Source organism: Neisseria sp. HMSC067H09, assembly GCF_001814135.1.
GTDB lineage: Bacteria > Pseudomonadota > Gammaproteobacteria > Burkholderiales > Neisseriaceae > Neisseria.
The window spans coordinates 56,198-75,844 of sequence record NZ_KV814911.1 but is presented as its reverse complement, the minus strand read 5'-3'; the positions used below and the strand labels follow the sequence as shown (position 1 = coordinate 75,844).

The window sequence follows — 19,647 nt, the reverse complement described above, 5'->3', positions numbered from 1 at the left end:
CCTTGTCCTGATTTAAATTTAATCCACTATACAATAGGGTTGATCTACTCGTTTTTTAATACGGACTCTGCCGTCATTCCCGTGCGTAGGTATGACGGGATAGCTGAGTCTTATTGGAATCCGCCCTATATTGCAAAGATGAAAACAAAGGTCGTCTGAAATCCCCATCAACCACTTTCAGACGACCTTTATCCAGATTAAGGAATCGCATCATGTCCCTTCCCGTATTGGCAGTTACCTCCGGCGAACCTGCCGGTATCGGCCCCGATATTTGTTTGGATTTGGCGTTTGCCGAGTTGCCGTGCCGCCCCGTCGTTTTGGGCGACAAAGACCTATTGGCGCAGCGGGCGGAGATGTTGGGCAAAAACGTTGTCTTGCGGGATTTTGTATCAGGTAATGCCGATAAAGCCCCGTTGTGCCATGGGGAATTGGAAGTTTTGCATATTCCGCTTGCCACCCCTTGCGAAGCAGGCAGGCTCAATCCCGCCAATGCGCGTTATGTCTTGCAACTGCTGGACACGGCATATCAAGGCATTACCGAAGGCATATTCGACGGCATGGTAACCGCGCCGCTGCACAAAGGCATCATTAATGATGCAGGTGCGGCTGGCGGATTCTTCAGCGGACATACCGAATACCTCGCCGAAAAAAGTCAGACGGAACAAGTCGTCATGATGTTGGCAGGCGGCGGGCTGCGCGTCGCTTTGGTTACGACCCATTTACCGCTGCGCGCGGTCGCCTATGCCGTAACACAGCCGCTCGTCGAGTCTGTCGTCCGTATTTTGAACGCCGATTTGCGCGACAAATTCGGCATTGCCCAACCGCATATCCTGGTTACCGGATTGAATCCGCACGCAGGCGAGGGCGGACATTTGGGACACGAAGAAGCCGACATCATCATCCCTGCGCTGACCCGCCTCAAAAGCGAAGGCATATACGTCAGCGGCCCATATCCGGCAGACACGGTGTTTCAGCCGTTTTTGCTGAAAGATGCCGATGCCGTTTTGGCGATGTATCACGATCAAGGGCTGCCGACGCTGAAATATGCCGGTTTCGGACAAGGCGTCAATATTACGCTCGGACTGCCGTTTATCCGTACTTCCGTTGACCACGGTACCGCGCTGGATTTGGCGGGAACAGGCAAAGCCGCCTCCGGCAGCCTGATTGAAGCTGTCCGCACCGCTTTGGAAATGGCGGCAGAAATTCGCAAAAAACAGCGTTAAACAAGACGGGATGCCGTTAAAAAGGTCGTCTGAAACCCGATTTTGTTTCAGACGACCTTTTTATTCAAATCCCGTTATTCGTATTTTTCGCAACGGATGGCAGAATCTTCGCAGAACATCGCCGAAGTTTCTGCATTGCAGGCACGGCGGACGGCGAGGCGCGCCTCCCATTCGTTTTTCCCCGAAGCCTCAAACAACTTCTGGAACGGCTTGATGCTGCATACATAAATACAGTTTGCGTTGCGCGAACCCGATAAGATAATGCGTTCCAAGCTGGCGACGCGGGCTTCCAAAACTTCGATTCTTTCCTCCAATTCGGCAACCGAAGCTGCATTGGCAGTAGGTAAAACAGCAGCAAGCATCAGGGCAAAGAAAGATTTTTTCACGGTATATCTCTAGGGCAGTTAAATAAACGGCATATTGTATAGCAAGTTCACTTTAAATCGGCGCAGCATTACCTTGTTTTGTCTTGATTTAAAGAAAATTCGCTATAAAACGTCCCTGCCCGCCACCGCCTCCTTTTCAGACGACCTTATACCCATTTCAAGCAAAAAACGTTAAAATTCCGCCATTAATCCATCCGACAGCAGCAAAAACATGAGCGCACAAATCCTCGCCGTTGCCAACCAAAAAGGCGGCGTCGGCAAAACCACCACCACCGTCAACCTCGCGGCATCGCTCGCCTCCAAAGGCAAACGCGTCCTCGTCATCGACCTCGACCCGCAAGGCAACGCCACCACAGGCAGCGGCATAGACAAAGCCCGCCTCGAAGAAGGCGTGTACCAAGTCGTATTGGGCGATACCGACATCAAAACCGCCGTCGTCCGCAGTGGGGACGGCAGCTACGACGTACTCGGCGCCAACCGTGCGCTTGCCGGTGCCGAAATTGAGCTGGTGCAAGAAATCGCCCGCGAAATCCGCCTCAAAAACGCCCTGCAAACCGTCGAAAACGACTACGACTTCGTCCTCATCGACTGCCCCCCTTCGCTGACCCTGCTCACGCTCAACGGACTCGTCGCCGCCAACGGCGTCATCGTCCCCATGTTGTGCGAATACTATGCCCTCGAAGGTATCTCCGACCTTATCGCCACCGTGCGCAAAATCCGTCAGGCAATCAACCCGCGCCTCGACATCACCGGCATCGTCCGCACCCTCTACGACAGCCGCAGCCGCCTCGTCGTCGAAGTTAGCGAACAGCTTTTCCAACATTTCGGCAACCTGATGTTCCAAACCGTCATCCCCCGCAACGTCCGCCTCGCCGAAGCCCCCAGCCACGGCATGCCCGCGCTCGCCTACGACGCCAACGCCAAAGGCACCAAAGCCTACCTCGCCTTGGCGGAAGAACTGTTGGAACGTACTAAAGGTTGAGTTAGCCTGAAAGATAAAGTCTGGAAGATATAGTGGATTAACTTTAAACCAGTACAGCGTTGCCTCGCTTTAGCTCAAAGAGAACGATTCTCTAAGGTGCTGAAGCACCAAGTGAATCGGTTGCCGTACTATCTGTACTGTCTGCGGCTTCGTCGCCTTGTCCTGATATTTGCTCATAAAAAAACTGCACCTTGCGAGTTGGAGGGGATGTCCAACTTTTGGGGTGCAGTTCAAACTTGATTTCCAAGTTTCCAGACGACCTTTTTGCTTTGAAAGCGGGATGGTTTGACAGATTAGGGTTTGCCGGTGGCAGGGCTGATGGTTAGGATTTCGTAGCCGGTTTCTGTCACTAAAACTTCATGTTCCCATTGGGCGGAGAGGGAGCGGTCTTTGGTTACAACTGTCCAGCCGTCGTTTAGGATGCGCAGGTGGCGTTTGCCTTGGTTGATCATCGGCTCGATGGTGAAAATCATGCCGGGCTTCAGGACGACGCCTTGTCCTTTCCTGCCGTAGTGCAGCACTTGCGGGGCTTCGTGGAAACCGCGTCCGATGCCGTGGCCGCAAAATTCCTGTACGACGGAGTAGCCTGCGTTTTCGGCAACTTGTTGGCAAGCATAGCCGATGTCGCCCAAGGTCGCGCCGGGTTTGACGGCGGCGATGCCCGCCATCATGGATTCGTGGGTGATGTCGATCAGGCGTTGGGCAATCGGGGAGACTTTGCCGACGGTAAACATACGGCTTGAGTCGCCGTGGAAGCCGTCTTTTTTGATGGTCAGGTCGATGTTGATGATGTCGCCTTCTTTGAGCGGCTTGTCGTCGGGAATGCCGTGGCAGATGACGTGGTTGACGGAGGTGCAGCAGGATTTGGGGTAGGGCGGGTTGCCGTAGTGCAAAGGAGCGGGATAGCCGCCTTGGACGTTGACGTGGTAGTCGTAAACGAGTTTGTCGATTTCGTTGGTGGTTACGCCGGGTTTGACGAATTGTCCGATGTAGTCGAGGGCTTCGGCGACGAGTTTGCCCAGTTCGCGCATTTTCTCGATTTCTTCGGGGGTTTTGATGATGATTTCGTTCATGTTGTTTCCTTGATGGTTTCAGACGACCTTGTTGCGGCACAAAGGTCGTCTGAAAGGGAAGAGGATGCAGATTACGGATAAGGCGGCCGCAGGCCGGCGGGTTGTCTGGTTAAAACAGATTGTCCATGACATCTTTGGACTGAGGTTTGGGCTGAACCGGTTTAGGTTGAGCGGGTTTAGGCTGAGCCGGCTTGGGAGCGGGTTGCGGTGCGGGTTTGGATTCGCCCTTCGTTTCGTGAACTTCGGTTTTGGCAGGCTGGGCAGGGGCTTGGGCCTGTGGCTGATCCGCAGGGGTACTTTGGGCAGGTTTGACTTTGGTTTCCGCTGTTTCTGTCTGCGCGGGCGGTATTTGGTCGTGCTGGTCGTTGTTTTTATCTTTATTTTTCTTATTGTCAGGCTGTGCTTTGGCACGACGGTTTTCGGATTGGTTTTGTGGCGGAATAACGGGGTTTTGAGAAGCGGTTTTTTCTTGTTCGTTTGTTTCGTCTTCAGAGCCTACTATGATTTTTTTCGGTTCGACGGTGCCGTTCGGACGCCAAACTTCCACACCTTCGTCTTTGGGCGCGGTTTGGGCGGATTGGGTGTTGCTGGTGTCGGGTTTGGTATTGAGCGTACCGGTAACGCCAACAATCAGTGCGCCGACGGCAATGATGGAAATGACGAAAGCGGCGCGGATAAGGTGTTTAGGTTTGAGTTGGAAAGATTCGTTTTGTTTTTTGGACATAGATCGATGTGTGAAAAGGTGGATGGGGACGGGCGGGATGTTGTTCCCGCCCTTTGGATTAGGGCTGCGTTATTCGGGTTGGGTGTAGTTTTGATACAGGGTAACGACTTTTTGTACGCCGACGGTGGTGCTGACGCGGCGGGTTACCTGCTCTTGCTCTTCGGGTGTCAGTACGCCCATGACGTAAGTAACGTTGCCGTAAGTTACGATTTTGACGCGAGCCTGTGTGGCGGGTTTGAGGCCTAAAAGGGCGGTGCGGACTTTGGATGTGCCCCATGTGTCGTTGGTTACGTCGCCGAAGGTGCGTCCTTGGGGGGCGACGGTGATGTAGTTGTACACGCCTTCGGCGGCTTGTTCGGCACGGGCGATTTGTTCGACGAATTGTTTTTCGCCTTCAGTGGCGACTTGTCCGAGCAGCAGCAGGTGGCGGTTGTAGCCGACGACGTTGAGTTTGGGGGTGTAACCCTGCGCTTGGTTGTTTTGGCGCAGGTAGGAGCGGGCGGTAGTTTCGACGCGTACCGCCATTACGTTGTCGTCGGTTTGCGCGCCTGTGGTGCGGCGGTCAACGGCGGATTTGGTGCCGACTGCCGCGCCGCCGAGGAGTACGCCGACACAGCCGCTGAGTGTCAGGCTGAGGAGGAGGGCGGTCAGAACGGGTGCGGTATGACGTTTGATGTTCATATTTTTTCCTTGATGATGGGTTCGGCGGATATGTTTCAGACGACCTTTAAAAGAGGTCGTCTGAAAAAAGGCTTACATTCCTTCAAGCAACATGGAGTCGATGCAGTCGCACATGGCGTGTATCAGCAGGATATGGTTTTCCTGAATGCGGGCGGTGCGCGGGTAGGGGACGTTGAGCAGTACGTCGGTGTCTTTGAGCATGGCGGCGATTTTGCCGCCGTCGCGGCCGGTCATGGCGATGACGTGCATATCGCGTTCGTGTGCCGCTTTGATGGCTTCGATAACGTTGGCGGAGTTGCCGGAGGTGGAAATGCCGACCAAAACGTCGCCGGCACGTCCGAGCGCGCGCACTTGCTTGCTGAACACATGGTCAAAACCGTAGTCGTTGCCGATGGCGGTCAGCGCGGACGTGTCCGTCGTCAGCGCGACGGCAGCAAGTTCCATCCGCTCTTTTTCAAAGCGTCCGGTCATTTCGGCGGCGAAGTGCTGCGCGTCGGCAGCCGAACCGCCGTTGCCGCAGGCTAAAATTTTGCCGTCGTTCATCAGGCATTGCAGCATCAATTCCGCTGCTTGAGCAGTCGGCTCGACCAATACTTTTTCGGCTTCCTGCTTGGCATGGATGCTTTCGGCGAAATGGGCGGCAACGCGCTCTTGTAATGTTGTCATATCGTCAACCTGTAATATTCTTTATCCATTCGGGCGGGCGGTTTCCTTCTATCAGCACCGCATCGATGCGGCACGCGCTATCCGTCATGCCGTTTTGTTGCAGATAATACTCCGCAGACCGTTGCAGTTTCAATAACTTAGACGGCGAAATACTGTATGCGGCACCGCCGAAACCCTGATTTTTGCGGTATTTTACTTCAACAAACAGAATCATGTTACCGTTTTTGACAATCAAATCGATTTCGCCGTAAGCGCAGTGCCAGTTGCGCGCCACGAGTTTGCAGCCTTGAGAAAGAAGAAACGCCAGCGCGGCATCTTCGCCCGCCACCCCTTGTTTGTGGTTCAGACGCATGGAAGTTTACCCCGTATAATATCGTTATATTGTTTTCAGACGACCTGATAAAGCCATGTTTCAAAAACACCTTCAAAAAGCCGCCGACAGTATTGAAAAACGGACATTATACGTTGTCGCCACGCCCATCGGCAATTTGGCGGACATCACCCTGCGCGCACTCGCCGTCCTGCAAAAAGCCGACATTATCTGCGCCGAAGATACGCGCGTTACCGCACAGCTTCTGAGCGCATACGGCATACAGGGCAAACTCGTCAGCGTGCGCGAGCATAACGAACAGCAAATGGCGGACAAAATCATTAACCATCTTTCAGACGACCTCACTGTCGCACAAGTTTCCGACGCAGGGACGCCCGCCGTCTGCGATCCCGGTGCGAAACTTGCCCGCCGCGTGCGCGAGGCAGGGTTCAAGGTCGTCCCCGTTGTCGGTGCGAGCGCAGTCATGGGGGCGTTGAGCGTTGCGGGCGTTACCGAACCCAATTTCTATTTCAACGGTTTCCTGCCGCCGAAATCCGGCGAACGGCAGAAGCTGCTTGCCAAATGGGCGCAGGCTGATTTCCCCGTTGTGATGTTCGAAACTCCGCACCGCATCGAAGCCGCCCTTGCCGACATGGCAGCCCTCTTCCCCGAACGCAGCCTGACCCTTGCCCGAGAAATCACTAAAACCTTCGAAACCTTTCTTAGCGGCTCGGTTACTGAAATTCAGACGACCCTGAAAAACGACGGCAATCAGGTGCGCGGCGAAATGGTGCTCATCCTCCATCCTGCGCCCCGTGAAAAACACGGTACCTTGCCCGATACCGCCCAAAACGTTATGAAAATCCTCGCTGCCGAACTGCCCACCAAGCAGGCCGCCGAACTTGCCGCCAAAATTACCGGCGAAGGCAAAAAAGCCTTGTACGATTTGGCATTGGAATGGAAACGGGTTTCAGACGACGTTTGAAGGTGAAAGGTCGTCTGAAAGGACTCGGTGCCGTTTGATTGAACCCAAGATATAGGAGCAGAAAAACGATGTTTACCGTACAACGCATTTATCGTTACCTCCCCGCAGACGGACAAACCGCCGTCTTTATCGACCGCCTTTATCCGCGCGGGGTGACGAAGGAAAAGTTCGCCTCCGTCCTCTGGCTCAAAGACATTACGCCGAGTGCCGCCCTGCGCCGTTGGTATCATGAAAACCCGGAGCAGAATTTCGACGGCTTCGTTACGCGCTATCACGAAGAATTGCAGGGCGAGGTGCAACAGCGCGCCGTAGCCCGCCTGCTTGAGTTGGAGAAGCAAAACGGCAGGGTATGGCTGCTGACCGCCGTCAAGAATCCGCAGCGTTCCCATGTTTCGGCGTTGGCCCAGTTTTTAGGTGCGGCGTTTGAGTATCGGGAATAGGATGGATTTGTCCGAACCTGTTTTTCAGACGACCTTTGCCGCTATCGGTTACAATCCGTTTTTTCTCCTCAAACCAATATTCCAAAGCACAAAATTATGCTGAAAATCATCTCTGCCAACGTCAATGGCATCCGCTCCGCCTACAAAAAAGGGTTTTACGAATACATCGCCGCATCGGGTGCGGACATTGTCTGCGTGCAGGAACTCAAAGCGCAGGAAGCCGATTTGTCCGACGAAATGAAGAATCCGCACGGGATGCACGGCCATTGGCATTGCGCCGAAAAACGCGGTTACAGCGGCGTAGCGGTGTACAGCAAACGCGCACCTGACCATGTGCAAATCGGTATGGGCATTGAAGAATTCGACAGGGAAGGGCGGTTTGTGCGCTGTGATTTCGGAAAGTTGTCGGTGATTTCGCTTTATCTGCCCAGCGGCACCAGCGCGCCGGAGCGGCAGGAATTGAAATACCGCTTTTTAGACGCGTTCTATCCCATGCTTGAAGCCATGAAGGCGGAGGGACGCGACATTGTTGTCTGCGGCGACTGGAACATCGCCCACCAAAACATCGACCTGAAAAACTGGAAAGGCAATCAGAAAAACTCAGGCTTCCTGCCCGAGGAGCGCGAATGGATAGGCAAAGTCATCCATACGCTCGGCTGGACGGATATGTGGCGCACGCTCTATCCCGACAACCCCGGCTACACTTGGTGGAGCAACCGCGGACAGGCGTATGCGAAAGATGTCGGGTGGCGCATCGACTATCAGATGGTTACGCCTGAACTCGCCGCCAAAGCGGTGTCCGCACATGTTTATAAAGACGAGAAATTTTCCGACCATGCACCTTTGGTCGTGGAGTACGACTATGCTGCCCAATAAAGTTTTCGGCAAATACGATTGGAATGTGAACGGTAAAACCGGCATAGGCGCGGCATGGGTAGTCGCCGCGTTTGTACTGCCTATGCTGGTGTGGACGATATTCATGCTGGCGCGGATGTCCGGCTGGGTTGAAATGACCCGCGCCAATCCGCTTTGGGCGTTGGTGTGGCTGCTGTTCTCGCTGCCCTGTCTTCTGATTGCCGCCAAGTGTTTCGGCTGGAAAGGCTGGCGGTTGATTGCCAACATCCTGATCTGCCTCGCCACCTGTGCCGTTTTAAGCGTCCCTGCCGCGCTCTTGATTACCTTTACGCTCAACGATTTGCTCAAATAGGTCGTCTGAAATGCGAACTTTCGAACTCGAAGACCTGACGCTTTTCTTGATACGCGACGCGGACGAAGCGGAAATGTGGATAGACCGCTGGGCGGTCAGCTATCCCGTCGTCCAAACCGCTGCCGCTTCCGCCAATCAAAGCATCGCCCAATGGCAGGCAAATATTCAAACAGCGTTTGAAGGCATCAGCGGCGAACACATCGCCGTTGTCGCCCACGGCGCAGGCGTATCCGCTTTTCTGGCGTGGCTCTACCAAACCGACATCCTGACACAGAAAAAAATCGTCAACATCATCCTCGTCTCGCCGCGTCCAGAAGCCTTCCCCGACGATGAAATACACACCTTCCAGCGCGTCCGTTGCCCCTGCCGCACCGCGCTTGTCATCGCCGAACAAAACGGCACGCCACGAAACTGGGCGGAAGAACGGGCAAACCTGTGGAACGCCCGCCTCCTCCTGTCGCCGCACTCCGGCACACTCAACGGCGCACTCGGCGGCTGGCAATGGGGCATGAAGCTGATGCAGGAAATGCTCTTGAGTTGAGTAAAACGCTTGTAAGGATTAAAGAAGAAAAGGTCGTCTGAAACCGGAAATCAGGTTTCAGACGACCTTTTTGTTACGTTAAAGTGAAATGAAAATCCTGTGCCGTCATGCCTGCGCAGCCGCCTTTGCGTAAGCGGGTAGGGAATGACAGTTTCAATATTTTTCCATCTTAATCTTTATTTATGAAAATAATAACTATTCTCTTTTGTGGAAATATGTGTTAGCCTGATGGCATTACATTCACTGAAGAACCGATTTTCATGCTTGATATTGCCTTGCCCAACCTTATCACCGCCTTCGGCATCGCCCTTGCCGCCGGATTGTTTACCGTATTGGGCAGCGGGCTGGTGATGTTTTCCAAAACGCCCAACCCGCGCGTATTGTCGTTCGGATTGGCGTTCGCGGGCGGGGCGATGGTGTATGTGTCGCTGACGGAGATTTTCAACAAATCCAGCGAAGCCTTCGGGCAGGTTTACGATAAAGACAAAGCCTTCGCCGCCGCGACGCTGGCTTTTCTGGCAGGCATGGGCTCGATTGCGCTGATTGACCGCCTTGTGCCGAACCCGCATGAAACGCTCGATCCGCACGACCCCGCTTTTCAGGAAAACAAACACCGCCACATCGCCCGAGTCGGCATGATGGCGGCGTTTGCGATTACCGCGCACAACTTTCCCGAAGGTTTGGCAACGTTTTTCGCCACGCTGGAAAACCCCGCGGTCGGGATGCCGCTGGCGCTCGCGATTGCGATACACAATATTCCCGAAGGCATTTCCATTGCCGCGCCCGTTTATTTCGCCACCCGCAACCGCAAAAAAACCGTCCTCGCCTGTCTCGCTTCAGGACTGGCCGAACCCTTGGGCGCGGTTTTGGGCTACACCATGCTCAAGCCGTTTTTATCGCCTTTCGTGTTCGGTGCAGTGTTTGGCGTGATTGCGGGCGTGATGGTGTTTCTTGCGTTGGACGAATTGCTGCCCGCCGCCAAGCGTTATTCCGACGGACACGAAACCGTTTACGGGTTGACGTCCGGCATGGCGGTGATTGCACTGAGTTTGGTGTTGTTTCATTTCTGATCTGATTCCGCTTCAGGCTGATACCGCAAAGCGATTGTTCTATAATTGCCGTTGTTTTTGATTTTGGAACGGCATGATGTATCTCGAACAGGAAAAACCTTATCGGCCTTTGCTGACGGCATTGATTTTTGCCGTATTGCCGCTGGCGTTATTGATTCATGATGTGTTTGCCATGATAGCGGGTGGCGGCGGATTGCTGTTTGGCCGGCAGGGTGGCGGATGGTCTGTGGCGAAAGGATGGAACGATTCGGCGGTGTGGCTGGTTGCAGGCGTGTTTTTCTTTTTCAATCTGTTGATTGCTGCCGTTTTGGTCAAAGCGGCTTTGAAAAAAATGTTGCGCAGATATGCCCGCCATGCGCTGTTTCTTGCCGGCATGGCAGCTTGTGCGGCTGCCGCCGTTTGCTTGATGCTGGAGGCAGTTTTAGGCAGTACTGCATTGGGAGGGATGCGTAACGGCGGGATATTGTGTTACACGGTGGGCGTGTGGATGATTGCAATGATGACCTTGCCGAAACAGTTGACACGCTCCATCGTCCAGCCGATTACCTTTTATCCGAGAAAGCGCTAGGCAGCGTTTTGAGGCCGAATAGCTGAAAATACGCATTGGAATACGGTTCTATTGCGTATTTTTTGTGCAAAATATTATGATAAATTGATAATTGCGGGTGCAATATTCCTGTTTGGATTGTTTATTTTTGTAAAATATTACTGATGCTTAAAATATATATTTTTGATTTATAATAATAATTTTATTGAAATTATTTGACTTGGAAATATTTTTGCAAATTATCAAGAATCTGACAAAACTTCTTTCGAATATACTGTCTAAACATTCAGTATAGATAGTTTTCTATCGCGCAGCCGATTGTCATTTGTGTAACGATTCAGGCTGTATCGAAAGCTTCCGCATCCCGTTGCAGAGAAGCAGAATTGCTTATCAACAAACAATACAGAAGAAAAAGGAATTTTCATGAAGTCGTTTGAGAAAATTGACAACATCCGCGATATCCGCAAAAAACTCGGTTTGAACCAAATGGACTTTTGGAGCCGTATCGGCGTAACTCAGTCCGGTGGTTCACGTTACGAATCCGGCCGCAATATGCCCAAACCAGTACGCGAGCTGCTGCGCTTGGTACACATCGAACGTGTTGACTTGGCAAAAGTAAACCGCGACGATTTGGCGATTGCCTCCTTGCTGAAAAACCGCGACCCTGAGTTGTACGCTTCCTTGAAAAAAGAAGCCAAATCCGACAAAGGCAAATAAGCCCGTTTCGATTTGTTTCAAAAAGGTCGTCTGAAACGATATTCCGTTTCAGACGACCTTTTTGCGCTATAATCCGCAATTATTTTTTAAACAGACGTTTGCCCGCAAACCCTTTTACAGACAGCATTTTTTACCATGTTAGACAAATACAATCCCGCCGAAATCGAATCCAAACACTATCAAAACTGGGAAACCCAAGGTTATTTCCAGCCCGATATGGATTTGACCAAACCGTCTTTTTCCATCCAACTGCCGCCGCCCAACGTAACCGGTACGCTGCACATGGGCCATGCCTTCAACCAAACCATTATGGACGGCCTGACCCGCTACTACCGCATGAAAGGCTGCAACACCGCCTGGATTCCCGGCACCGACCACGCGGGCATCGCCACGCAAATCGTGGTCGAGCGTCAGCTTGCCGCGCAAAACGTGTCCCGTCATGACTTGGGCCGCGAAAAATTCTTGGAAAAGGTGTGGGAATGGAAAGAAGTTTCCGGCGGCACGATTACGCAGCAGATGCGCCGCGTGGGCTGTTCTGCCGACTGGACGCGCGAGTATTTCACAATGGACGATGTGCGCGCCGAAACCGTGACCGAAGTGTTCGTACGCCTGTATGAACAGGGCTTGATTTATCGCGGCAAACGCTTGGTAAACTGGGATCCAGTGCTCGGTACGGCGGTGTCGGATTTGGAAGTGGAAAGCGTGGAAGAACAAGGCTCTATGTGGCACATCCGCTATCCGCTGGCCGACAATCCCGCCGAAGCCGTTATCGTGGCGACCACCCGTCCTGAAACGCTGCTGGGCGACGTGGCCGTTGCCGTCAATCCCGAAGACGAACGTTATACCCATTTAATCGGCAAGGAATTAATCCTGCCGCTGACCGGCCGCACCATCCCCGTGATTGCCGACGAATACGTCGAAAAAGACTTCGGTACCGGCTGCGTGAAAATCACGCCTGCGCACGACTTCAACGACTACGAAGTCGGCAAACGCCACGACACGCGCTTGGTTAATGTGTTTGATTTAGAAGCCAAAGTGCTGGCTAACGCCGAAGTGTTCAACTTCAAAGGCGAAGCGCAACAAGGCTTTGCCCTGCCTGAAAAATACGCAGGCTTAGACCGTTTTGCCGCGCGCAAACAAATGGTTGCCGATTTGCAGGAACAAGGCTTGTTGGTCGAAATCAAAGCGCACACGCTGATGACACCGAAAGGCGACCGCACAGGTTCGGTAATTGAACCGATGCTGACCAGCCAATGGTTTGTCGCCATGTCCGCCACACCAAACGGCGGCGAGCCTGACAGCGAATACAAAGGCCTGAGCCTTGCCGACAAAGCCAAAAAAGCCGTCGACAGCGGCGCGGTACGCTTCATCCCCGAAAACTGGGTCAATACCTACAACCAATGGATGAACAACATCCAAGATTGGTGTATCTCGCGCCAACTGTGGTGGGGGCATCAAATCCCCGCGTGGTACGATGAAGCAGGCAATGTTTACGTCGCCCGCAATCAGGAAGAAGCCGAAAAACAAGCCGGAAAAACAGGCTTGACCCGCGAAGAAGACGTATTGGACACATGGTTCTCTTCCGCACTCGTGCCGTTCTCCACGCTCGGCTGGCCGTCTGAAACCGACGAACTCAAAGCCTTCCTGCCGTCCAACGTCTTGGTCACCGGCTACGAAATCATCTTCTTCTGGGTGGCGCGCATGATTATGATGACCACCCACTTCACCGGCAAAGTACCGTTTAAAGACGTGTACATCCACGGCATCGTGCGCGACCATGAAGGCAAAAAAATGTCCAAATCCGAAGGCAACGTCATCGACCCCGTCGATTTGATTGACGGCATCGACTTGGACAAGCTGCTGGTGAAACGCACGACCGGCCTGCGCAAACCCGAAACCGCGCCGAAAGTGGAAGAAGCCACGAAAAAACTCTTCCCCGAAGGCATCCCCAGCATGGGCGCGGACGCATTGCGCTTCACCATGGCGAGCTATGCCAGCTTGGGTCGTTCGGTCAACTTCGACTTCAAACGCGCCGAAGGTTACCGCAACTTCTGCAACAAAATCTGGAACGCCACCAACTTCGTCTTGATGAACACCGAAAATCAAGACTGCGGCTACGGCGCAACCGCCACCGAACCGCGCGGCTACTCCTTCCCCGATATGTGGATCATAGGCCGTCTGAATCAGACCATCGAGCAAGTAACGCAAGCCTACGAAACCTACCGCTTTGATTTGGTAGCGGAAACCCTGTACAGCTTCGTGTGGAACGACTATTGCGACTGGTATCTGGAACTCGCCAAAGTGCAGCTCCAAACCGGCTGCGCCAGCCGCCAACGCGCCACACGCCATACCTTATTGCGCGTACTCGAAGCCGCCCTGCGCCTGCTGCACCCGATTATCCCATTCATCACCGAAGAACTGTGGCAAACCGTCGCCCCCATGTGCGACGCGAAAACCACCGACAGCATCATGCTCGCCCGCTTCCCCGAAGCCGACCGCGAACAAATCATTCAGACGACCTTCGAGCAAATGACCGTGTTGCAGGATTTGATTGGCGCCGTCCGCAACCTGCGCGGCGAAATGGGTATCCAGCCCAACGTGAAAGCCCCCCTGTTTGTCGAAAGCGCGGACGACTTGGCGGACTACCTCAAATACCTGCCGATGATGACCCGCCTGACCGAAGCACAGCAAGTCGCCGCCCTGCCTGAAAGCGAAGACGCGCCCGTCGCCGTCTGCAACGGCGCGCGCCTGATGCTGAAAGTCGAAATCGACAAAGCCGCTGAAACCGCCCGTTTGGGCAAAGAAGCCGAGAAGCTGCAAAAAGCCTTGGACAAACTCAACGCCAAACTCTCCAAACCCGGCTACACCGAAAAAGCCCCCGCGCATCTGGTGGAAAAAGACAAAGCCGATTTGGCGGAATTGGAAGACAAAATGGCGAAAGTTCAAAATCAGTTGGCGAAGTTGAAAGACTGATTGTTGGTTGAACAATTACAGAGGTCGTCTGAAAACCTTGGTTTCAGGTTTTCAGACGACCTCTTTTTGATTATTTACAGCATTTAACTCTCCGCGAAATAAATAATCACAAAGAATATCTAACGCATATTCCTAATATGGTGGATATTTTTCTGATGCTATTCCGCGCAAGATTTTAAAGCCAATGCCTTTCTGACAGCTTCCTTCTCTCCTTTCACATTAGCAAGCTCTGTGGCTTTAACTCCGTCACCTTGTCCATATCCGAACCATGTCGCCTGCTTCTCACTGTTTTTTACGCGTTGCTCTTGGGCAACAACTAAAACTGATTCCCGTCGTGATATGGAATCAAGCTCGGTTTGCAGTTGATGGCAATCAAATAAACTGTACTTCGCACTTGAGATATAAGCTGGCGCAATCTGCGATGATGGTGTAGTCATGTTTGGATAAACGCAACCCTAAACAAGCAATAACATCAATACCGACAATGCAATCTTATTCATTGAAAATTCATCCTTTTGTTTTGACTATACAAGGTTGTAATCAGGATTAATCTTGTTTGATAAAATGTCAGGTGGTATTAATCAGTCTCCATCTAAATTTTATAACAACGCCCTTTTATTCCTTCACAAAACTTACGCCGTGAAGATGGGAATTGAGGATGGCAGTCCGCAAGGCAGTCAATGCTTTGGGGCGAACGAAGTTCCGACGGTATGCCAAAACGACGCGACGGTGCGGTACGGAGCCTGAAAACGGGATGATGCTGAAGAGCAAATGGTCGTTTTCGGTCAGTGCGGTAGCGGGCATGACGCTGATGGCGAGACCGCTGGCAACCATGTGGCGGATAGTGTTGATGGAGCTGCCTTGCAGGGTGTTGGTCAGACCTTGGATTTTCTGCTTGGCGGCAAGCTCGGAACAGCTTGATAAAACTTGGTCGCGCATACAGTTGCCTTCCGTCAGCAACAAGACCTGCTCTTCACCCAACATCTGCGGGGTAACGGCATCGAGTTCTTCGAAATGGTGTCCTTTGGGGACGATGACGAAGAAAGGCTCGTCATATAAAGGCTCGGTAACGATGCCAGGCTCTTGGAAGGGTTCTGCGACTACGATGGCATCGACGTCGCCGCGTTTGAGCGATTCGGTCAGGATGTGCGTGTAGTTTTCTTCGAGCATCAGGGGCATTTTCGGCGCGGTTTCGCGCAGGGAAATGATGAGCTTGGGCAGAAGGTAGGGGGCGACGGTAAAAATCAGACCGAGTTTGAATGCGCCTTCCAATTCGTTTTGCTCTTCGCTGGCAAGGTGCTTGATCAGCTCGGCTTCTTCCAACACGCGACGGGCTTGGGCAACGATGCGCTCGCCCGCTTCGGTGGTGATGATGTCGTTGCTGCTGCGGTCAAACAGGGATACCGACAGCTCTTCTTCCAGCTTTTTGATGGCGATGGAAAGGGTGGGCTGGCTGACAAAGCAGCGGCGCGCGGCACGTCCGAAATGACGCTCCTGCGCGACGGCTACGATGTAACGCAATTCGGTCAAGGTCATGTGTTAAGCCTTTTTCTGTTCCGTTTTTTGTTCAGGCAGGGTGATGTTCAATTCGAGAACATCCATACCGTCCTGCTTTTCTTGGGAAATGCGGATGTCGTCCAAAGAAACGTTGACGTATTTGGACAATACTTCCAGTAATTCTTTGCGCAGGGTCGGCAGGTAGTCGGGAGCCTTTCCTTCTTGAGCGCGTTCTTGGGCAATGATGATTTGCAGGCGGTCGCGCGCGACGGCGGCGGTTTTCGGCTTTCTGCCGAACAACATATCTATTAATGACATGGCTTAGCCTCCGAACAGTCGTTTGAAGAAGCCTTTTTTCTCAGCTTCAAGGAAACGCATTTCGCGGTTTTCACCCAAGAGGCGCGCGATGACGTCTTTGTAGGCTTCGGCAGCGGAAACGCTGTTTTGGTGGATGACGGGTTCGCCGGCATTGGATGCTTGCAGGACGTTTTGCGATTCGGGAATGACACCGATGAGCGGGATGCGCAGGATGTCGCAAATATCTTGTACGGACAGCATTTCGCCTTTGTTGACGCGTTCGGGAGAATAGCGGGTAATCAGCAGGTGTTCTTTAACTGTGCCGCCTTGTTCGGCTTTGCGGGATTTGCTTTGCAGGATGCCCAAGATACGGTCGGAGTCACGGACGCTGGATACTTCGGGGTTGGTTGTAACGATGGCTTCGTCGGCGAAGTAGAGTGCCATCAATGCGCCCTGTTCAATACCGGCGGGAGAGTCGCAGATGATGTATTCGAATCCCATTTTGTCACTGCTCAATTCCTGCATGACTTTCTCAACGCCTTCACGGGTCAGTGCGTCTTTGTCGCGGGTTTGCGATGCAGGCAGAATGAAGAGGTTTTCGCAGTTTTTGTCTTTAATCAGTGCCTGGGTGAGCGTGGCTTCACCCTGGATGACGTTAATCAGGTCATACACAACGCGTCGTTCGCAACCCATAATCAGATCGAGGTTACGCAAACCGACGTCAAAGTCGATAACGGCAGTCTTGTGGCCTCGCAATGCCAATCCGGCTGCAATACTGGCGCTGGTCGTGGTTTTACCTACGCCGCCTTTACCTGATGTTACTACGATGATTTTTGTCACGATATTTCCTTTCAAATTTTGGAACGGTTAATCTGTGTCGATTGCGCTGATAACCAAACGGTTGTCTTGCAATGAAACCTGTACGGCTTTTTTGTGCAGGTGGTCGGGCAGGTCTTGTTCGAAATTGCGGTAGATGCCCGCTACGGAGACCAGCTCCGCCTGCATGGAGTGAATAAAGATGCGCGCGTTGGTGTTGCCTTTCGCGCCTGCCAGCGCCCTGCCGCGCATGGGTGCATAGACGTGAATGTTTCCGTCAGCAATGAGTTCCGCACCTTCACTGACGATGCCGGTTACGATAAGGTCGCCGTTTTCCGCATAAACCTGCTGTCCGGTGCGGACGGGGGTGCTGATGAGGACGGTCGGGTTATTGATGACGGTTGCCTGAACGGGGGCAGGCTCTTGGTTGATTTTGGGTTGTTGCGGCTCGGATTTGTCGCTGCGGCTGAAAACCAAATGATAACGTGCAGCAAAAGACGACCAACTTTCACTTTCATGGCGCAGCCCTAAAATCTGCATGCCATAACGGGCAAAAAGGGTCAGCATAGCTCCGATGTCCAATGACTCGGGATGATCGAAATCCTGTACGTCTAAAACAAAAGGAACAATATCCAATTCTTGATACTGACCGGCGCGCTGGCGCAAAAATTCTTCCAGTTCGGTCAAGTCTGCGGTATGCAGGTGAATAGCCAGTACGTCAAGCCGGGCTGACTTTATGTCGAAGGCGGGTTTCATAGTGAGTAAATCATAAAATTTTTTAATTGTATAAGTTTACCGTGTAAATCTTGGCTATTCAATCCGTTTGGGTCGTCTGAAGTGAAATTTCCCATTCTCTTCTGAATTTCATGAGAAATCGATATAGGTTAATCAAAGTTACAAAGTGGTACAAAAACGACAAAGGTCGTCTGAAAACCAATTTTCCGGTTTTCAGACGACCTTTTCTTTATTATCTGCCTACCTTATTCGGGACGCATCTGCGGGAACAGAATCACGTCGCGGATGGTTTGCGAATCGGTCAGCAGCATCACCAGGCGGTCGATGCCGATGCCGCAACCGCCTGTCGGCGGCAGGCCGAATTCCATCGCGCGGATGTAGTCGGCATCATAGTGCATGGCTTCGTCGTCACCCGCATCTTTTTGCGCCACTTGCGCTTTGAAGCGTTCGGCTTGGTCTTCGGGGTCGTTCAACTCGGAATAGCCGTTTGCCAGCTCGCGGCCGACAACGAACAATTCGAAACGCTCGGTCAGACCTTGTTTCGTATCCGAAGCGCGTGCCAACGGGGAAACTTCGACCGGGTAATCGACGATGAAGGTCGGGTTCCACAGTTTGCCCTCGGCGCAACCTTCAAACAGGGCAAGTTGCAGGCTGCCGATGCCGGGGGACGGCGGCAGGCTTTCGCCGTGTTTGACGATTTCTTTTTTCAGCCACTCCGCATCGTTCAACTGCTCGTCGGTGTAGTGCGGATTGTATTTTTTGATGGCTTCGAGAATGGTCAGGCGTTCGAACGGGCTTTCCAAATCGACTTCTTTGCCGTTGTAGCTGATTTTCGCCGTGCCGTTGACCGTGCGCGATGCGTTGCGGATGATGTGTTCCGCCATCTGCATCATGCGTTCGTAGTCGGAGAAGGCTTCGTAGAATTCAATCATGGTGAATTCGGGGTTGTGGCGCACGGACATGCCTTCGTTGCGGAAGCTGCGGTTGATTTCAAACACGCGCTCCAAACCGCCGACCACCAGGCGTTTCAGATACAGCTCGGGGGCGATGCGCAGGTAGAGCGGGATGTCCAAGGCGTTGTGGTGGGTCACGAACGGTTTCGCCGTCGCGCCGCCGGGAATCGGGTGCATCATCGGGGTTTCGACTTCGAGATAATGCTCGTTCACCATGAAATTGCGCACGGATTGGATGATTTTGCTGCGTTTGATAAACGTATTGCGCGATTCTTCGTTGGCAATCAAATCGACGTAGCGTTGGCGGTATTTGGTTTCCTGATCGCTCAAGCCTTTGTGTTTGTCGGGCAGCGGGCGCAGGGATTTGGACAACAGGCGGATGTCGGACACGCGCACGGTCAATTCGCCGTGGTTGGTTTTGAACAAAGTGCCTTCCGCGCCGACGATGTCGCCCAAGTCCCAATGGTTGAAATCGTCCAAAACTTCCTGACTCACGCCTTTGTTGTTCAGATAAAGCTGGATTTGGCCGGTCACGTCTTGGATGGTGGCAAAGCTCGCCTTGCCCATTTGGCGTTTGAGCATCATGCGGCCGGCAATTTTGACGGGAACGGCTTGCGGGTCGAGTTCTTCTTTGCTGATTTCGCCGTATCGGGCGTGCAAATCGGCGGCAAAGCTGTCGCGCTTGAAGTCGTTGGGATAGGCAATGCGCTGTTGGCGGATGTTGTGCAGTTTTTCGCGGCGTAGGGCGATGATTTGGTTTTCGTCCAACTGCGGCTCGGTTTGCGGATTGTTTTGTTCGCTCATGGTGTTTTCCGGAAAAATAA

General features: G+C 52.9%; 24 protein-coding genes. 11 read left to right on the top strand and 13 right to left on the bottom strand.

All coding sequences use genetic code 11. From position 1 onward, the window contains the following. Positions 1-73: 73 nt before the first annotated feature. The gene (locus tag HMPREF2954_RS12685) at positions 74-214 is read right to left on the bottom strand and encodes a hypothetical protein (RefSeq protein WP_156133772.1); all 141 of its coding nucleotides are present in this window, start codon (positions 212-214) and stop codon (positions 74-76) included. On the opposite strand from HMPREF2954_RS12685, the gene pdxA reads away from it, so the two are divergent. Further along, complete coding sequence (gene pdxA, locus HMPREF2954_RS06895) at positions 213-1,223, top strand: 4-hydroxythreonine-4-phosphate dehydrogenase PdxA (protein WP_045072769.1); 1,011 nt, start codon at positions 213-215, stop codon at positions 1,221-1,223. The genes HMPREF2954_RS12685 and pdxA overlap by 2 nt on opposite strands. A gap of 74 nt (positions 1,224-1,297) precedes the next feature. Here the strand turns inward: pdxA and HMPREF2954_RS06890 are convergent, their stop codons facing one another. Next, the gene (locus HMPREF2954_RS06890) at positions 1,298-1,609 is read right to left on the bottom strand and encodes a hypothetical protein (RefSeq protein ID WP_141755647.1); all 312 of its coding nucleotides are present in this window, start codon (positions 1,607-1,609) and stop codon (positions 1,298-1,300) included. Between the two features lie 211 nt (positions 1,610-1,820). Between HMPREF2954_RS06890 and HMPREF2954_RS06885 the strand changes: the two genes are divergently transcribed. Further along, the gene (locus HMPREF2954_RS06885; protein WP_003741993.1) at positions 1,821-2,591 is read left to right on the top strand and encodes a ParA family protein; all 771 of its coding nucleotides are present in this window, start codon (positions 1,821-1,823) and stop codon (positions 2,589-2,591) included. Between the two features lie 293 nt (positions 2,592-2,884). Here HMPREF2954_RS06885 and map read toward each other — a convergent pair whose 3' ends face one another. The 5 genes from map to HMPREF2954_RS06860 form a co-directional block, all read right to left on the bottom strand. Further along, the gene (gene map, locus HMPREF2954_RS06880) at positions 2,885-3,664 is read right to left on the bottom strand and encodes a type I methionyl aminopeptidase (RefSeq protein WP_003768885.1); all 780 of its coding nucleotides are present in this window, start codon (positions 3,662-3,664) and stop codon (positions 2,885-2,887) included. A 109-nt stretch (positions 3,665-3,773) separates the two neighbouring features. Further along, positions 3,774-4,388, bottom strand: a complete 615-nt coding sequence (locus HMPREF2954_RS06875) for a hypothetical protein (protein ID WP_070689062.1) — start codon at positions 4,386-4,388, stop codon at positions 3,774-3,776. A gap of 69 nt (positions 4,389-4,457) precedes the next feature. Beyond that, positions 4,458-5,069, bottom strand: coding sequence for a BON domain-containing protein (locus tag HMPREF2954_RS06870; RefSeq protein ID WP_045072771.1), 612 nt, complete (start codon positions 5,067-5,069; stop codon positions 4,458-4,460). 72 nt (positions 5,070-5,141) lie between these two features. Beyond that, a complete protein-coding gene (locus tag HMPREF2954_RS06865) occupies positions 5,142-5,735 on the bottom strand; it encodes a phosphoheptose isomerase (protein WP_045072772.1) in 594 nt (197 codons plus the stop codon). Positions 5,736-5,739: 4 nt separating this feature from the next. Further along, the gene (locus tag HMPREF2954_RS06860) at positions 5,740-6,087 is read right to left on the bottom strand and encodes a YraN family protein (RefSeq protein WP_003760451.1); all 348 of its coding nucleotides are present in this window, start codon (positions 6,085-6,087) and stop codon (positions 5,740-5,742) included. Positions 6,088-6,142: 55 nt separating this feature from the next. Between HMPREF2954_RS06860 and rsmI the strand changes: the two genes are divergently transcribed. From rsmI to HMPREF2954_RS06815, 9 genes are all read left to right on the top strand, one after another. Next, the gene (gene rsmI, locus HMPREF2954_RS06855) at positions 6,143-7,030 is read left to right on the top strand and encodes a 16S rRNA (cytidine(1402)-2'-O)-methyltransferase (protein ID WP_045072773.1); all 888 of its coding nucleotides are present in this window, start codon (positions 6,143-6,145) and stop codon (positions 7,028-7,030) included. A gap of 68 nt (positions 7,031-7,098) precedes the next feature. Then, positions 7,099-7,470: a DUF488 domain-containing protein gene (locus HMPREF2954_RS06850; protein WP_045072774.1), complete on the top strand. Its 372-nt coding sequence runs from the start codon at positions 7,099-7,101 to the stop codon at positions 7,468-7,470. A 96-nt stretch (positions 7,471-7,566) separates the two neighbouring features. Further along, positions 7,567-8,346, top strand: a complete 780-nt coding sequence (locus HMPREF2954_RS06845) for an exodeoxyribonuclease III (RefSeq protein ID WP_045072775.1) — start codon at positions 7,567-7,569, stop codon at positions 8,344-8,346. Next, positions 8,333-8,677, top strand: coding sequence for a hypothetical protein (locus tag HMPREF2954_RS06840; RefSeq protein ID WP_016686828.1), 345 nt, complete (start codon positions 8,333-8,335; stop codon positions 8,675-8,677). The genes HMPREF2954_RS06845 and HMPREF2954_RS06840 overlap by 14 nt, the downstream gene beginning before the upstream one ends. Before the next feature lie 10 nt (positions 8,678-8,687). Further along, positions 8,688-9,218: an alpha/beta hydrolase gene (locus HMPREF2954_RS06835; protein WP_003758276.1), complete on the top strand. Its 531-nt coding sequence runs from the start codon at positions 8,688-8,690 to the stop codon at positions 9,216-9,218. 260 nt (positions 9,219-9,478) lie between these two features. Then, on the top strand, positions 9,479-10,288 hold the full coding sequence (zupT, locus tag HMPREF2954_RS06830; RefSeq protein WP_070689061.1) for a zinc transporter ZupT: 810 nt from the start codon (positions 9,479-9,481) through the stop codon (positions 10,286-10,288). 73 nt (positions 10,289-10,361) lie between these two features. Continuing rightward, positions 10,362-10,856, top strand: a complete 495-nt coding sequence (locus HMPREF2954_RS06825; RefSeq protein ID WP_231574615.1) for a hypothetical protein — start codon at positions 10,362-10,364, stop codon at positions 10,854-10,856. Positions 10,857-11,258: 402 nt separating this feature from the next. Beyond that, the gene (locus HMPREF2954_RS06820) at positions 11,259-11,552 is read left to right on the top strand and encodes a helix-turn-helix domain-containing protein (protein WP_003744960.1); all 294 of its coding nucleotides are present in this window, start codon (positions 11,259-11,261) and stop codon (positions 11,550-11,552) included. Positions 11,553-11,687: 135 nt separating this feature from the next. Further along, positions 11,688-14,525 carry a valine--tRNA ligase gene (locus HMPREF2954_RS06815; RefSeq protein ID WP_045072779.1) on the top strand — a complete coding sequence of 946 codons (2,838 nt, stop codon included), beginning with the start codon at positions 11,688-11,690 and terminating at the stop codon, positions 14,523-14,525. 158 nt (positions 14,526-14,683) lie between these two features. Here the strand turns inward: HMPREF2954_RS06815 and HMPREF2954_RS11635 are convergent, their stop codons facing one another. The 6 genes from HMPREF2954_RS11635 to lysS all read right to left on the bottom strand — a co-directional run bounded on the left by HMPREF2954_RS11635 (position 14,684) and on the right by lysS (position 19,627). After that, entirely contained in the window at positions 14,684-14,962 is a 279-nt protein-coding gene (locus tag HMPREF2954_RS11635; protein WP_197067776.1) for a hypothetical protein, read from the bottom strand. A 178-nt stretch (positions 14,963-15,140) separates the two neighbouring features. Next, entirely contained in the window at positions 15,141-16,061 is a 921-nt protein-coding gene (locus HMPREF2954_RS06810; RefSeq protein WP_003742769.1) for a hydrogen peroxide-inducible genes activator, read from the bottom strand. 3 nt (positions 16,062-16,064) lie between these two features. Beyond that, the gene (gene minE, locus HMPREF2954_RS06805; RefSeq protein WP_003742768.1) at positions 16,065-16,340 is read right to left on the bottom strand and encodes a cell division topological specificity factor MinE; all 276 of its coding nucleotides are present in this window, start codon (positions 16,338-16,340) and stop codon (positions 16,065-16,067) included. A gap of 3 nt (positions 16,341-16,343) precedes the next feature. After that, positions 16,344-17,159, bottom strand: coding sequence for a septum site-determining protein MinD (minD, locus tag HMPREF2954_RS06800; protein ID WP_039406013.1), 816 nt, complete (start codon positions 17,157-17,159; stop codon positions 16,344-16,346). A 27-nt stretch (positions 17,160-17,186) separates the two neighbouring features. Further along, positions 17,187-17,891 (bottom strand): septum site-determining protein MinC, encoded by a 705-nt coding sequence (gene minC / locus HMPREF2954_RS06795; protein WP_039406010.1) that lies wholly within the window; start codon positions 17,889-17,891, stop codon positions 17,187-17,189. Between the two features lie 224 nt (positions 17,892-18,115). After that, positions 18,116-19,627, bottom strand: coding sequence for a lysine--tRNA ligase (gene lysS, locus HMPREF2954_RS06790; protein ID WP_045072780.1), 1,512 nt, complete (start codon positions 19,625-19,627; stop codon positions 18,116-18,118). Positions 19,628-19,647 lie beyond the last annotated feature (20 nt).

Bases quoted from the DNA above. Each gene is read 5' to 3' on its own strand.
- pdxA (WP_045072769.1), top strand. From the start codon at position 213: ATGTCCCTTCCCGTATTGGCAGTTACCTCCGGCGAACCTGCCGGTATC.
- HMPREF2954_RS12685 (WP_156133772.1), bottom strand. From the start codon at position 214: ATGATGCGATTCCTTAATCTGGATAAAGGTCGTCTGAAAGTGGTTGAT.
- HMPREF2954_RS06885 (WP_003741993.1), top strand. From the start codon at position 1,821: ATGAGCGCACAAATCCTCGCCGTTGCCAACCAAAAAGGCGGCGTCGGC.
- map (WP_003768885.1), bottom strand. From the start codon at position 3,664: ATGAACGAAATCATCATCAAAACCCCCGAAGAAATCGAGAAAATGCGC.
- HMPREF2954_RS06875 (WP_070689062.1), bottom strand. From the start codon at position 4,388: ATGTCCAAAAAACAAAACGAATCTTTCCAACTCAAACCTAAACACCTT.
- HMPREF2954_RS06870 (WP_045072771.1), bottom strand. From the start codon at position 5,069: ATGAACATCAAACGTCATACCGCACCCGTTCTGACCGCCCTCCTCCTC.
- HMPREF2954_RS06865 (WP_045072772.1), bottom strand. From the start codon at position 5,735: ATGACAACATTACAAGAGCGCGTTGCCGCCCATTTCGCCGAAAGCATC.
- HMPREF2954_RS06860 (WP_003760451.1), bottom strand. From the start codon at position 6,087: ATGCGTCTGAACCACAAACAAGGGGTGGCGGGCGAAGATGCCGCGCTG.
- rsmI (WP_045072773.1), top strand. From the start codon at position 6,143: ATGTTTCAAAAACACCTTCAAAAAGCCGCCGACAGTATTGAAAAACGG.
- HMPREF2954_RS06850 (WP_045072774.1), top strand. From the start codon at position 7,099: ATGTTTACCGTACAACGCATTTATCGTTACCTCCCCGCAGACGGACAA.
- HMPREF2954_RS06845 (WP_045072775.1), top strand. From the start codon at position 7,567: ATGCTGAAAATCATCTCTGCCAACGTCAATGGCATCCGCTCCGCCTAC.
- HMPREF2954_RS06840 (WP_016686828.1), top strand. From the start codon at position 8,333: ATGCTGCCCAATAAAGTTTTCGGCAAATACGATTGGAATGTGAACGGT.
- HMPREF2954_RS06835 (WP_003758276.1), top strand. From the start codon at position 8,688: ATGCGAACTTTCGAACTCGAAGACCTGACGCTTTTCTTGATACGCGAC.
- zupT (WP_070689061.1), top strand. From the start codon at position 9,479: ATGCTTGATATTGCCTTGCCCAACCTTATCACCGCCTTCGGCATCGCC.
- HMPREF2954_RS06825 (WP_231574615.1), top strand. From the start codon at position 10,362: ATGATGTATCTCGAACAGGAAAAACCTTATCGGCCTTTGCTGACGGCA.
- HMPREF2954_RS06820 (WP_003744960.1), top strand. From the start codon at position 11,259: ATGAAGTCGTTTGAGAAAATTGACAACATCCGCGATATCCGCAAAAAA.
- HMPREF2954_RS06815 (WP_045072779.1), top strand. From the start codon at position 11,688: ATGTTAGACAAATACAATCCCGCCGAAATCGAATCCAAACACTATCAA.
- HMPREF2954_RS11635 (WP_197067776.1), bottom strand. From the start codon at position 14,962: ATGACTACACCATCATCGCAGATTGCGCCAGCTTATATCTCAAGTGCG.
- HMPREF2954_RS06810 (WP_003742769.1), bottom strand. From the start codon at position 16,061: ATGACCTTGACCGAATTGCGTTACATCGTAGCCGTCGCGCAGGAGCGT.
- minE (WP_003742768.1), bottom strand. From the start codon at position 16,340: ATGTCATTAATAGATATGTTGTTCGGCAGAAAGCCGAAAACCGCCGCC.
- minC (WP_039406010.1), bottom strand. From the start codon at position 17,891: ATGAAACCCGCCTTCGACATAAAGTCAGCCCGGCTTGACGTACTGGCT.
- lysS (WP_045072780.1), bottom strand. From the start codon at position 19,627: ATGAGCGAACAAAACAATCCGCAAACCGAGCCGCAGTTGGACGAAAAC.